Annotated in this window: 12 protein-coding genes; all 12 read left to right on the forward strand. The window is 71.1% G+C overall.

Going from position 1 to position 13,076, the window contains the following annotated elements; all coding sequences use genetic code 11:
• The first annotated feature begins 3 nt into the window (after positions 1–3).
• The 12 genes from murF to ACIP4O_RS09800 all read left to right on the forward strand — a co-directional run bounded on the left by murF (position 4) and on the right by ACIP4O_RS09800 (position 12,911).
• Positions 4–1,425: a UDP-N-acetylmuramoyl-tripeptide--D-alanyl-D-alanine ligase gene (gene murF, locus ACIP4O_RS09745; RefSeq protein WP_361325232.1), complete on the forward strand. Its 1,422-nt coding sequence runs from the start codon at positions 4–6 to the stop codon at positions 1,423–1,425.
• Positions 1,422–2,492: a phospho-N-acetylmuramoyl-pentapeptide-transferase gene (gene mraY / locus ACIP4O_RS09750; protein WP_009064394.1), complete on the forward strand. Its 1,071-nt coding sequence runs from the start codon at positions 1,422–1,424 to the stop codon at positions 2,490–2,492. Before murF ends, mraY begins: the two co-directional genes overlap by 4 nt.
• Complete coding sequence (gene murD / locus ACIP4O_RS09755; protein ID WP_401573346.1) at positions 2,474–3,913, forward strand: UDP-N-acetylmuramoyl-L-alanine--D-glutamate ligase; 1,440 nt, start codon at positions 2,474–2,476, stop codon at positions 3,911–3,913. Before mraY ends, murD begins: the two co-directional genes overlap by 19 nt.
• A 59-nt stretch (positions 3,914–3,972) precedes the next feature.
• The gene (gene ftsW / locus ACIP4O_RS09760; protein WP_401573348.1) at positions 3,973–5,418 is read left to right on the forward strand and encodes a putative lipid II flippase FtsW; all 1,446 of its coding nucleotides are present in this window, start codon (positions 3,973–3,975) and stop codon (positions 5,416–5,418) included.
• Positions 5,419–5,424: 6 nt separating this feature from the next.
• The gene (murG, locus tag ACIP4O_RS09765) at positions 5,425–6,519 is read left to right on the forward strand and encodes an undecaprenyldiphospho-muramoylpentapeptide beta-N-acetylglucosaminyltransferase (protein ID WP_008748464.1); all 1,095 of its coding nucleotides are present in this window, start codon (positions 5,425–5,427) and stop codon (positions 6,517–6,519) included.
• A 42-nt stretch (positions 6,520–6,561) separates the two neighbouring features.
• Entirely contained in the window at positions 6,562–7,365 is an 804-nt protein-coding gene (locus tag ACIP4O_RS09770) for a cell division protein FtsQ/DivIB (RefSeq protein WP_401573350.1), read from the forward strand.
• Positions 7,366–7,733: 368 nt separating this feature from the next.
• Positions 7,734–8,951 (forward strand): cell division protein FtsZ, encoded by a 1,218-nt coding sequence (gene ftsZ / locus ACIP4O_RS09775; protein ID WP_007828251.1) that lies wholly within the window; start codon positions 7,734–7,736, stop codon positions 8,949–8,951.
• A complete protein-coding gene (pgeF, locus tag ACIP4O_RS09780; protein ID WP_401573352.1) occupies positions 8,948–9,676 on the forward strand; it encodes a peptidoglycan editing factor PgeF in 729 nt (242 codons plus the stop codon). Before ftsZ ends, pgeF begins: the two co-directional genes overlap by 4 nt.
• Positions 9,677–9,682: 6 nt before the next feature.
• Positions 9,683–10,417 carry a YggS family pyridoxal phosphate-dependent enzyme gene (locus tag ACIP4O_RS09785; protein ID WP_401573354.1) on the forward strand — a complete coding sequence of 245 codons (735 nt, stop codon included), beginning with the start codon at positions 9,683–9,685 and terminating at the stop codon, positions 10,415–10,417.
• A 124-nt stretch (positions 10,418–10,541) separates the two neighbouring features.
• Complete coding sequence (locus ACIP4O_RS09790) at positions 10,542–11,150, forward strand: cell division protein SepF (RefSeq protein WP_361325252.1); 609 nt, start codon at positions 10,542–10,544, stop codon at positions 11,148–11,150.
• A 68-nt stretch (positions 11,151–11,218) separates the two neighbouring features.
• Entirely contained in the window at positions 11,219–11,503 is a 285-nt protein-coding gene (locus tag ACIP4O_RS09795; RefSeq protein WP_007828256.1) for a YggT family protein, read from the forward strand.
• 55 nt (positions 11,504–11,558) lie between these two features.
• Positions 11,559–12,911 (forward strand): DivIVA domain-containing protein, encoded by a 1,353-nt coding sequence (locus ACIP4O_RS09800; protein WP_361325256.1) that lies wholly within the window; start codon positions 11,559–11,561, stop codon positions 12,909–12,911.
• Positions 12,912–13,076 lie beyond the last annotated feature (165 nt).

Raw genomic sequence — 13,076 nt, forward strand, 5'->3', positions numbered from 1 at the left:
CCTGTGATCGCCCTCTCTCTCGCCGAGATCGCTGACATCGTCGGCGGGCGGACCCACGACATACCGGACCCGGAGCTTCGCGTCACCGGTCCCGTCGTCACCGACTCCCGGGCCGTCGAGGACGGCGGACTCTTCGTCGCCTTCGCCGGCGAACGCGTCGACGGGCACGACTACGCCGCGTCAGCCGTCGCGGCGGGCGCCGTCGCCGTCCTCGCGACCCGGCCCCTCGGCGTGCCCGCGATCGTCGTGGACGACGTCACCGCGGCCCTCGGCGCCCTCGCCCGCACCGTCGTGGAGCGCCTCGGCACCACCGTGATCGCCATGACCGGCTCGGCGGGCAAGACGTCCACCAAGGACCTCATCGCGCAGCTCCTGAGCCGCCGCGGACCCACCGTGTGGCCACCGGGCAACCTCAACAACGAGATCGGGCTCCCGCTGACCGCGCTGCGCGTCACCGAGGAGACCCGCCACCTCGTCCTGGAGATGGGCGCCCGCGGCATCGGCCACATCCGCTACCTCACGAGCCTCACCCCGCCCTCCATCGGCATCGTCCTCAACGTCGGCTCCGCCCACATCGGCGAGTTCGGCGGCAAGGAGCAGATCGCCGAGGCCAAGGGCGAGATGGTCGAGGCCCTGCCCGAGTCCGGACTCGCCGTGCTCAACGCGGACGATCCGCTCGTACGCGGCATGGCACCCCGTACCCGGGCACGGGTCCTCCTCTTCGGCGAAGCGGACGATGCGGAAGTCCGGGCCGAGAACGTCACGCTTACGGACACCGGACGCCCCCGGTTCCTCCTGCGCACACCCACCGGGTGCGGCGAAGTGACCTTGCGCCTGTACGGTGAGCACCACGTGTCGAACGCGCTCGCCGCCGCAGCCGTCGCCCATGAGCTGGGCATGCCCGCCGAAGAGATCGCCCTTGGTCTCAGCGAGGCACGCTCCCTCTCCCGCTGGCGGATGGAGGTCACCGAGCGCCCGGACGGCGTGACGATCGTCAACGACGCCTACAACGCGAGCCCCGATTCCGTACGAGCAGCACTGCGCGCGCTCGTCGCGATGGGCTCGGCAGCCCGAGACAAGGGCGGCCGGACCTGGGCGGTGCTCGGGATGATGGCGGAACTCGGGGACGAATCGCTCGCCGCCCACGACGCCGTCGGACGGCTGGCCGTCCGGCTCAACGTGAGCAAGCTCGTCGCGGTCGGGGGCCAGGAGGCGGCCTGGCTGCGGATGGGCGCATACAACGAGGGTTCGTGGGGTGAGGAGTCGGTGCACGTGTCCGACACACAGGCGGCGATCGACCTGCTACGCGGGGAACTGCGACCGGGGGATGTCGTCCTGGTGAAGGCGTCCCGGGCGGCGGGCCTGGAGGAAGTCGCCCAGGCCCTCCTGGAAGGCGCCGGTGAGGGCGAGGCCGCCGCGCGATGAAGCAAATCCTCTTCGCGGGAGCGATCGGTCTCTTCCTGACCCTCATCGGCACCCCGTTGCTCATCAAGCTGCTCGCCCGCAAGGGCTACGGCCAGTTCATCCGTGACGACGGGCCGCGCGAGCACCACAGCAAGCGCGGCACGCCGACCATGGGTGGCATCGCCTTCATCCTCGCCACGCTCATCGCGTACTTCCTCACCAAGCTCATCACCGGCAGCCCGACCAGCTTCTCCGGGCTCCTGGTGCTGTTCCTGATGACGGGCATGGGCCTGGTCGGCTTCCTCGACGACTACATCAAGATCGTCAAACAGCGCTCGCTCGGCCTGCGCGCCAAGGCGAAGATGGCCGGCCAGCTCATCGTCGGCATCGCCTTCGCCGTGCTCGCCCTGCAATTCGCCGACCAGCGCGGCAACACCCCGGCGTCCACGAAGCTCTCCTTCGTCACCGACTTCGGCTGGACCATCGGCCCCGTGCTCTTCGTGGTCTGGGCGCTCTTCATGATCCTGGCCATGTCCAACGGCGTGAACCTGACGGACGGTCTGGACGGCCTCGCCACCGGCGCCTCCGTCATGGTCTTCGGGGCGTACACCTTCATCGGCGTCTGGCAGTTCCAGGAGTCCTGCGCCAACGCGGCAACCCTCACCAACCCGGCCGCCTGCTTCGAAGTGCGTGACCCGCTCGACCTCGCCGTCGTCGCCTCCGCCCTCATGGGCGCCTGCTTCGGCTTCCTGTGGTGGAACACCTCGCCCGCCAAGATCTTCATGGGCGACACCGGCTCGCTCGCTCTCGGCGGCGCCCTCGCGGGTCTCGCGATCTGCTCGCGCACCGAACTGCTCATCGCCCTCCTGGGCGGCCTGTTCGTGCTCATCACGCTCTCGGTCGTCATCCAGGTCGGCTCCTTCAAGCTGACCCGCAGGCGCGTCTTCCGCATGGCACCGCTCCAGCACCACTTCGAACTCAAGGGCTGGTCGGAAGTCCTCGTCGTGGTCCGGTTCTGGATCATCCAGGGCATGTGCGTCATCGTCGGCCTCGGTCTCTTCTACGCGGGATGGGCGGCCGACAAGTGACCGAGCAGGACTTCGCGGGCAAGCGCGTCACCGTCGCCGGGCTCGGCGTCTCGGGGATGCCGGCCGCACGCGTCCTCCACGCGCGCGGAGCCCTCGTCACCGCCGTCACCGACGCCGAGGACGAGCGCTCCCGCGCCCAGGCCGAGGAACTGCGGGCCCTCGGCATCACCGTCCGCCTCGGCGACGGGACGGCCCTCCCCGAGGGCACCGAACTCGTCGTCACCGCCCCCGGCTGGCGGCCGGACAAGCCGCTCTTCGCCGCCGCCGAGGCGGCCGGGGTGCCGGTCTGGGGCGACGTCGAACTCGCCTGGCGCCTGCGCGGCCCGGACGCCGCGCCCTGGCTCGCCGTCACCGGCACCAACGGCAAGACGACGACGGTACGGATGCTCGCCGCGATCCTCGAAGCGGCGGGCCACCGCACCGCCGCCGTCGGCAACATCGGCGTATCGCTCCTCGACGCGGTCCTCGCCAAGGAGCCGTACGACGTCCTCGCGGTCGAGCTGTCGAGCTATCAGCTGCACTGGGCGCCCTCGGTGCGGCCGCACTCCGCGGCCGTGCTCAACCTCGCGCCCGACCACCTCGACTGGCACGGCTCGATGGCCGCGTACGCCGCCGACAAGGGCCGCGTCTACGAGGGCAACACGGTCGCCTGCGTCTACAACGCCGCCGACCCGGCCACCGAGGAACTCGTGCGCGCCGCCGACGTGGAGGAGGGCTGCCGGGCCATCGGCTTCACGCTCGGCACGCCCAGCCCCTCCGAACTCGGCGTCGTCGAGGGCTACCTGGTCGACCGGGCCTTCGTGCCCGACCGTGCCCAGCAGGCCCAGGAACTCGCCGAGGTCGCCGACGTGGACCCGCCGGCCCCGCACAACATCGCCAACGCCCTCGCCGCCGCCGCGCTCGCCCGCGCCTACGGCGTCCCGGCCACGGCGGTGCGCGAGGGACTGCGCGCCTTCCGGCCCGACCCGCACCGCATCGAGCACGTCGCCACGATCGACGGCGTCTCCTACGTCGACGACTCCAAAGCGACCAACACGCACGCCGCCGAAGCCTCGCTCGCCGCGTACGAACCGATCGTCTGGATCGCCGGGGGACTCGCGAAAGGCGCGTCCTTCGACGAACTGGTGCAAGGCGCCGCGAAACGCCTGCGGGCCGTCGTCCTCATGGGCCGCGACCGCGCGCTGATCCGCGAAGCCCTCGCGCGACACGCGCCGAACGTACCCGTGGTCGACCTCGACCGGGCCGACACTGGGGCGATGTCCGAAGCGGTGCGCGAGGCGGCCGGGCTCGCCGAGAGCGGCGACACGGTCCTGCTCGCCCCGGCGTGCGCCTCGATGGACATGTTCACCAACTACAACGTGCGCGGCGACCTCTTCGCCGAGGCGGTCCGCGCACGCGCCACCGCTGCCGAAGGCGACTGATCCGGACCGGCCCGCCGCCGGGCCGGTCCGCGCCAGGACGACTGGAGGGGACAGCGACGATGGCCGCTGAGCGTACGGCCGAGGGCGGGCGGTACAGCTCCGCCCGCGTGCACCGCAGCCGCAGCCCGAGAGCACCCCGCGCGGGCCTCCCGCTGCGCGGCAGGACCTTCGCGGGCCGGGCGCGCGGCACGGGGAGCGGAGCGGGGGGCGGCGGCTCGTCCCGCGCCCCCCGGCCCCCGAGGGGCCCGCGCGGCAATCCGCTGCGCGGGCTCCCCGCCCGGCTCATGCGGGCCTGGGACCGGCCGCTCACCGCGTACTACGTGATCCTCGGCGCGAGCCTGCTGATCATCGTGCTCGGCCTCGTCATGGTCTACTCGGCCTCCGTCATCACGGCCCTCAACTACGGGCTCGCGGGCTCCTTCTTCTTCCGCAAGCAGCTCGGCGCCGCCCTCATCGGCGGCCTGCTCCTGGTCGCCGCCGCGCGGATGCCGGTCAAACTGCACCGGGCGCTGTCGTACCCGCTGCTCGTCGTGGCCGTCATCACGATGGCCGCGGTGCCGCTCATCGGCGTCTCCGTCAACGGCAACCGGAACTGGATCAACCTCGGCTTCTTCCAGATCCAGCCCTCCGAGTTCGGCAAGCTCGCGCTCGTCCTGTGGGGCGCCGACCTGCTCGCGCGCAAGAGCGAGAAGCGGTTGCTCAACCAGTGGAAGCACATGCTGGTGCCGCTCGTGCCCGTGACCTTCCTGCTGCTCGGGCTCATCATGCTCGGCTCGGACATGGGCACCGCGATGATCCTCACCGCGATCCTCTTCGGCCTCCTGTGGCTCGCGGGGGCGCCCACGCGGATGTTCGCCGGCGTGCTCGGCTTCGTCGGGCTGCTCGGCGTGATCCTCGTCAAGACGAGCGACAACCGCCTCGCCCGCTTCGCCTGCCTCGGCTCGACCGACGCCCACGCCTTCAACGACAAGTGCCAGCAAGGCGTGCACGGCCTCTACGCCCTCGCCTCCGGCGGCTTCTTCGGCTCCGGCCTCGGCGCGAGTGTGGAGAAATGGGGTGAACTCCCAGAAGCCCACACGGACTTCATCTTCGCCGTGCTCGGCGAGGAACTGGGCCTGGCGGGGACGCTGTCGGTGATCGCCCTCTTCACCGCTCTAGGCTATGCGGGTATCCGCGTGGCCGGACGCACGGAGGACCCCTTCGTGAGGTACGCCGCGGGAGCGGTCATCACCTGGATCACGGCGCAGGCCGTGATCAACCTCGGTGCGGTGCTCGGTCTGCTGCCGATCGCCGGGGTGCCGCTGCCGCTGTTCTCCTACGGGGGTTCCTCGCTGCTGCCGACCATGTTCGCCATCGGGCTCCTCATCGCCTTCGCACGCGACGAGCCCGCTGCGCGAGCGGCCCTCGCCCTGCGGGGGCCCGGCTTCGGCCGCAAGCGGTTCGCGGTGAGATGGAACACGATGAGACGGCGCGCCCCGGGGGCGCGTCCGTCCGGAGAGCGGTGAATTTCGGTGCATGTCGTACTCGCCGGCGGGGGGACCGCCGGCCACATCGAGCCGGCGCTCGCCCTCGCGGACGCCCTGCGCAGGCAGGACCCCACCGTGGGGATCACGGCTCTGGGCACGGAACGCGGCCTGGAGACCCGGCTCGTACCCGAGCGCGGCTATGAACTCGCTCTCATCCCCGCGGTCCCGCTGCCGCGCAAGCCGACCCCCGAGCTGATCACCGTGCCGGGCCGGCTGCGCGGCACCATCAAGGCCGCCGAGCAGGTCATCGAGCGCACCAAGGCGGACTGCGTCATCGGCTTCGGCGGGTACGTGGCGCTGCCCGGCTACCTCGCGGCGAAGCGCACCGGCACCCCGATCGTCGTGCACGAGGCCAACGCCCGCCCCGGCCTCGCCAACAAGATCGGCTCGCGCTACGCCTCCGGCGTCGCGGTCTCGACGCCGGACAGCAAGCTGCGCGGCGCCCGCTACATCGGCATCCCGCTGCGCCGCACCATCGCGACCCTGGACCGCGCCCGGGTGCGCCCCGAGGCCCGCGCCGCCTTCGGCCTGGACCAGAACCTGCCCACCCTCCTCGTCTCCGGCGGCTCCCAGGGCGCCCGCCACCTGAACGAGGTCGTCCAGCGGGTCGTCCCGCTGCTCCAGCGCTCCGGCATCCAGGTCCTGCACGCGGTCGGTCCCAAGAACGAGCTGCCACGCGCCGACAACATGCCCGGAATGCCGCCGTACATCCCGGTACCGTACGTGGACCGGATGGACCTCGCGTACGCCGCCGCCGACATGATGCTGTGCCGCGCGGGCGCGATGACCGTCGCCGAACTCTCCGCCGTGGGCCTGCCCGCCGCCTATGTCCCGCTGCCCATCGGCAACGGCGAACAGCGGCTCAACGCCCAGCCGGTGGTGAAGGCGGGGGGCGGACTCCTCGTGGACGACGCGGAACTGACCCCGGAGTGGGTGCAGTCCCAGGTGGTGCCGGTGCTCGCCGATCCGCACCGGCTCTACGAGATGTCGCGCGCCGCCGCCGAGTTCGGCCGCAGGGACGCCGACGACCTGCTCGTCGGCATGGTGTACGAGGCGATCGCCGCACGCAGGAACCGCTGAGGGGCCCTGGAAGCCCCCGCATCACGAGGAGGCTGAGGGAGCGTGGCCGGAGCGAGGACCGCCCAGGGCGGCGAAGGACGTACCGGGGCCGAAGCGCCCCACGACGCCGAGCGGTCCCCGGCCCCGCCCCCGCCCCCGCGCGGCCTGCCGGGACCGAGGTTCTGGCTCGTCGCCGGGAGCCTCGTGCTGCTGCTCGGCGGGGCGCTCTACCTGCTCTACGGCTCGCCGTGGCTCAAGCTCCGGCAGGTGAGCGTGACCGGGACCGAGGTGCTCACCAGGCGCGAGGTGGAACAGGCGGCGGCGGCCCCCGAGGGAAGTCCGCTCATTTCCGTGGACACCGACGCGCTCGAAGCGAATGCGCGCGACCGGCTGCCCCGTATCGAATCCGTGGAAATCAACCGTTCCTGGCCGCACGGAGTGCGCATCACGGTCACGGAGCGTAAACCCGTTCTCGTACGGGAAAAGGGCGGAAAATTCGACGAAGTGGACGCGCACGGCGTGCTTTTCGCCACCGTGGGCACTCCTCCGCGCGGTATTCCGCGACTGGATCTCGACGCGTCCGACTCGCCCTCGCTGCACCGTTTCGGCACCGGCCGGCTGCTGCGCGAGGCGGCCACCGTCGCGGCCCGCGTGCCGTCGTCCGTGGTCAAGGATCTGCGCACGATCCGGATTCGCTCCTACGACGACGTGACACTGCTGTTGCGCGAGGGGCGAACGGTGGCGTGGGGGAGTGGTGAGAAAGGCGTGGCGAAGGCCCGCAGCCTGACCGCCCTGATGAAAGCGGCGCCCAAGGCGCGGCACTTCGACGTCTCTGTTCCTGTCGCGCCGTCAGTGAGCGGAAGTTGACGGGTAGTTGGCGCGGTATTGACCCCGAATTGGCCCGAAAAATCGCGGTACTGACCCCTGGTTGGGCATCGCCACGGCTGATCACATAGGGTGAAAAGAAAAACGGGAGGTTCGGCGTGTTCGTTGAACGCGCGCCACTTGTCGACTTAGTGTCCTGTTCGGAACAGTCAGCGAAGTCCCAGCAACAGACACACTGGTAACCCTCTCTCACTGGGGTAGAACACAGGGGAACTCTTACGGGAGTAACCCTGAACTTCAGGGTGAGGGTTCGGGTCGGCGCTTCGGACCGTCCCTTATTCGGCATCAGTCGACGCACGCCGGGCGGCGAGGCATCGACACGTAAATCGAGGCGAGAGGCAGCCTTCGACGTGGCAGCACCGCAGAACTACCTCGCAGTCATCAAAGTCATCGGTGTCGGCGGCGGTGGTGTCAATGCCATCAACCGGATGATCGAGGTCGGGCTCAAGGGCGTCGAGTTCATCGCGATCAACACCGACGCGCAGGCCCTGCTCATGAGCGACGCCGACGTCAAGCTCGACGTCGGCCGCGAACTGACCCGGGGCCTGGGAGCCGGCGCCAATCCGGCGGTCGGCCGCAAGGCGGCCGAGGACCACCGCGAGGAGATCGAGGAGGTCCTCAAGGGGGCCGACATGGTCTTCGTCACGGCGGGCGAAGGTGGCGGCACCGGCACCGGCGGCGCACCCGTCGTCGCCAACATCGCACGCTCCCTGGGCGCCCTCACGATCGGCGTGGTCACCCGGCCCTTCACCTTCGAGGGGCGACGCCGGGCCAACCAGGCGGAGGACGGCATCGCCGAACTCCGCGAAGAGGTCGACACCCTCATCGTCATCCCCAACGACCGACTGCTGTCCATCTCGGACCGGCAGGTCAGTGTCCTGGACGCGTTCAAGTCCGCGGACCAGGTCCTGCTCTCCGGTGTCCAGGGCATCACCGACCTGATCACGACCCCGGGGCTCATCAACCTCGACTTCGCGGACGTCAAGTCCGTGATGAGCGAGGCGGGCTCCGCCCTCATGGGGATCGGCTCCGCGCGCGGCGACGACCGGGCCGTAGCGGCGGCCGAACTGGCCATCTCCTCACCGCTGCTCGAAGCCTCCATCGACGGGGCGCGCGGGGTCCTGCTGTCCATCTCGGGCGGCTCCGACCTCGGTCTCTTCGAGATCAACGAGGCGGCCCAGCTGGTGAGCGAGGCCGCGCACCCCGAGGCCAACATCATCTTCGGCGCCGTCATCGACGACGCCCTCGGCGACGAGGTCAAGGTCACCGTCATCGCGGCCGGCTTCGACGGGGGCCAGCCCCCCGCCAAGCGGGACAACGTGATCGGTGCCAGCACCGGCAAGCGCGAGGAGCAGCCGCAGGCCCGTACGAGCGAGCCGGTCCGTCCGGCCTTCGGCGGCCTCGGCTCCGTCACCCCGCGCGAGGAGCCGGCCCCCCGCCCGGAGCCCGAACCGGCCCCGGTCAACGAGGCGCCCGCCCCGCAGCTCCCGCAGCCCTCGGTCCCCCCGGCCCGTCCCTACCCGGACAGCCAGGCCGAGGAGCTGGACGTGCCGGACTTCCTGAAGTGATAGGCACGCACGAGGAAGCGGGCGGCGCGCACTTCGCCTTCACCGACAGGTGGGGCGGGGTGAGCGCCGCTCCGTACGAGGAGCTGAACCTCGGCGGCGCGGTCGGCGACGCTTCCGAGGCGGTCCTCGCCAACCGGGCGCTCGCGGCGAAGGACCTCGGCCTCGATCCCGCGCACGTGGTCTGGATGAACCAGGTCCACGGGCGCGAGGTCGCGGTCGTCGACGAGGCCTGGGGGGAGGAGCCCGTACCGGCCGTCGACGCGGTCGTCACCGCGCGGCGCGGGCTCGCGCTCGCGGTGCTCACCGCGGACTGCGTGCCCGTCCTGCTCGCCGACCCCGTCGCCGGGGTCGTGGGCGCCGCGCACGCGGGGCGCCCCGGGCTCGTCGCCGGGGTCGTCCCCGCGGCCGTCGAGGCCATGCGCGGACTCGGCGCCGAGCCCGCGCGGATCGTGGCCCGCACCGGACCGGCGATCTGCGGGGCGTGTTACGAGGTGCCCGAGGCCATGCGCGCCGAGGTCGCCGCGCTCGCGCCCCGGGCGCACGCCGAGACAAGCTGGGGCACGCCGGCGCTCGACGTGGCGGCGGGGGTGCTCGCGCAACTCGACGCGCTCGGCGTGCGCGACATGCGCCGCTCGCCGTCCTGCACGCGGGAGTCGGCGGATCACTTCTCGTACCGCGGGGACCGGGTCACCGGGCGCCTCGCGGGCTACGCGTGGCTGGACTGATGGGGCATGACGGACCTGAGTGGACGTAAGGAACAACTCGCCGCGAACCTCGCGAAGGTGGAGGAAAGGATCGCCAAGGCGTGTGCCACGGCGGGCCGTCCGCGCGCCGACGTGACATTGATCGCGGTCACCAAGACCTACCCGGCGAGCGATGTGCGTCTTCTCTCCTCGCTCGGCGTCGAACAGGTCGGCGAGAACCGCGACCAGGAAGCGGCCCCGAAGGCCGCCGAGTGCGCGGACCTGCCGCTCACGTGGCACTTCATCGGGCAGTTGCAGACCAACAAGGCGAAGTCCGTGGCCCGGTACGCCTCGTACGCGCACTCCGTGGACCGCGCGCGGCTCGCCGCCGCGCTGGGGGCCGCGGCGGTGCGCGAGGGACGCGAGATCGGCGCGCTCGTGCAGGTCGCGCTCGACACCGAGGGCGATCCCGCGGCGCACGCCGGTCGCGGCGGGGCCCACCCGGACGAGGTCTTGGAACTCATGGACCGTATCGCCGCCACCGAGGGCCTGCGCCCCGCCGGGCTCATGACGGTGGCTCCGCTGGCGGGGCGTTACGCGGGCGACGCGCGCGCCGCCTTCGCGCGGCTCGCGGAATTGGCGAGGCTCGTACGCGCCGCGCATCCGGCTGCCACGATGGTCTCCGCCGGGATGAGCGGTGACCTGGAGGAGGCGATCGCGGCCGGGGCGACACATGTACGGATCGGCAGCGCGATACTCGGCACGCGTTCCCCCCTCGGGTAACGTCGCCAAGCAAGTCGGACCACAGCACAAAATATGGTCATTACCCGTCAAAGAGGCGGAAAGGCCACGTGGATCGCGGGCAGGTGGTCCTTGTCGATCCACCACAGAGCGGAGGACTCAGAGCATGGCCGGCGCGATGCGCAAGATGGCGGTCTACCTCGGCCTCGTGGAGGACGATGGGTACGACGGCCCGGGGTTCGACCCCGATGACGAGTTCGAGCCCGAGCCGGAGCCCGAGCGCGACCGCAGGCGGCACAACCCGCCGCTCCAGGAGCCCGAACCGGACGAACCGGTGCGTTCCGCCCAGCCTCCGGCTCCGCGTGAACCCGTGTCGCTGCCCGTGGAGTCGGGCCGTCCGGCGCGTATCGCGCCCGTGTCATCCATCACACCAGAACGTCCGAGCATGGAGAAGAACGCGCCGGTGATCATGCCCAAGGTTGTCTCGGAGCGGGAGCCGTACCGCATCACGACGTTGCACCCCCGGACCTACAACGAAGCCCGTACCATCGGGGAACACTTCCGCGAGGGCACGCCGGTGATCATGAACCTGACCGAGATGGACGACACGGACGCGAAGCGACTTGTCGACTTCGCGGCCGGTCTGGTGTTCGGCCTGCACGGGAGCATCGAGCGGGTGACTCAGAAGGTTTTCCTGTTGTCGCCTGCTAACGTCGATGTAACGGCGGAGGACAAGGCTCGCATCGCAGAGGGCGGGTTCTTCAACCAGAGCTGAGACCGAATGACGCACAACGGAACGGCTCGTGACGGCGGGCTCGCAGGACAGGGGAGTGGGAAGCGTTCATGAGCGTTGTGCTGGATGTGCTCTACATCGCGCTGATGTGTTTCCTGCTGGTCCTGATCTTCCGGCTCGTCATGGACTACGTGTTCCAGTTCGCCCGCTCCTGGCAGCCGGGCAAGCCCATGGTGGTCGTTTTGGAGGCCGCCTACACTGTCACCGATCCACCACTCAAGCTTCTGCGGCGGTTCATCCCGCCGCTGCGCCTCGGGGGCGTGGCGCTCGACCTGTCCTTCTTCGTACTGATGATCATCGTCTACATCCTGATCTCCGTCGTGAGCCGGCTGTGAGCGCGATGTCAACTACGTTCTTGCCGAATGCCGACGACTACGTTGAGGTGAAGAGATGCCATTGACCCCCGAGGACGTGCGGAACAAGCAGTTCACGACCGTCCGCCTCCGAGAAGGCTATGACGAGGACGAGGTCGATGCCTTCCTCGACGAGGTAGAGGCCGAACTGACCAGGCTCGCGCGGGAGAACGAGGACCTGCGGGCGAAACTCGCCGCGGCCACTCGTGCCGCCGCGCAGAACCAGCAGCAGAACATGCGCAAGGGTCCCGAGCAGCCGGAACGGCCGCAGGGTCCCGGGCCCGCCGCCATATCGGGTCCGCCGCAGGGGCAGCACCCTGGACAGCCGCAGCACCCGGGGCAGCCCCAGCACCCCGGTCAGCCGCAGCACCCGGGACAGCCCCAGCACCCCGGTCAGCCTCAGCACCCGGGCCAGCAGCAGCACCCGCAGCAGCAGCACATGGGCGGCCCGCCCCAGCTGCCCTCCGGTGCGCCGCAGCTGCCCTCGGGTCCCGGCGGTCACGGTCCGCAGGGGCCGGGCCCGATGGGCCAGGGTCCGATGGGCGGCCCGCAGGGCCCCGGCCCCATGGGACAGATGGCTCCGCAGGGCCCCGGCCCGATGGGCCAGCAGGGTCCGATGGGCCAGCAGGGCCCCGGCCCCATGGGCCAGCAGGGTCCCGGGCCCATGGGCCAGGGACCGATGGGCGGACCGCAGGGTCCGATGGGCCAGCCGCAGCAGCAGATGGTCGGCCCGCTCGGTCACGGCGGCCCCCAGCTGCCGCAGCCGGGCCAGGGTCCTGGTGGCGACAGCGCCGCGCGTGTCCTCTCGCTCGCCCAGCAGACCGCCGACCAGGCGATCGCCGAGGCGCGTTCCGAGGCCAACAAGATCGTCGGCGAGGCCCGCAGCCGCGCCGAGGGTCTGGAGCGGGACGCCCGTGCCAAGGCGGACGCCCTGGAGCGGGACGCGCAGGAGAAGCACCGCGTGGCGATGGGCTCCCTGGAGTCCGCGCGCGCCACGCTGGAGCGCAAGGTCGAGGACCTGCGCGGCTTCGAACGCGAGTACCGGACGCGGCTGAAGTCGTACCTGGAGTCGCAGCTGCGCCAGCTGGAGACGCAGTCGGACGACTCGCTCGCCCCGCCGCGTGTCTCCTCGACGCCGTCGCTGCCGCCGTCCCCCTCGCCCTCCATGGCCCCGGCCGGTGCGCCGTCCTTCGGGGGCGGGCACAACGGTCCCGGCCCGATGGGTGGACCCACGCCGCCTTCGGCCGGTCCCTCGTACGGGGGTGGGCAGCAGCAGATGTCCCCGGCGATGACCCAGCCGATGGCGCCGGTGCGGCCGCAGGCGCCGCAGCCGATGCAGCAGGCGCCGTCGCCGATGCGGGGATTCCTGATCGACGAGGACGACAACTGAGCCGCCCGCGGCGGTAGATGTCGGCATTCGCTGGCCCCCCAGGTCTGGTTGACCTGGGGGGCCAGTTGCCGTTGCGGGGCTCCGCCCCGGACCCCGCTCCTCAATCTCCCCCAGCCTCCGGCCGGGAGGTACCCCCAGAGGGGCTGGGATGAGTTCGCCGGAGGG

The organism is Streptomyces sp. NPDC088923, assembly GCF_044749745.1.
GTDB lineage: Bacteria > Actinomycetota > Actinomycetes > Streptomycetales > Streptomycetaceae > Streptomyces.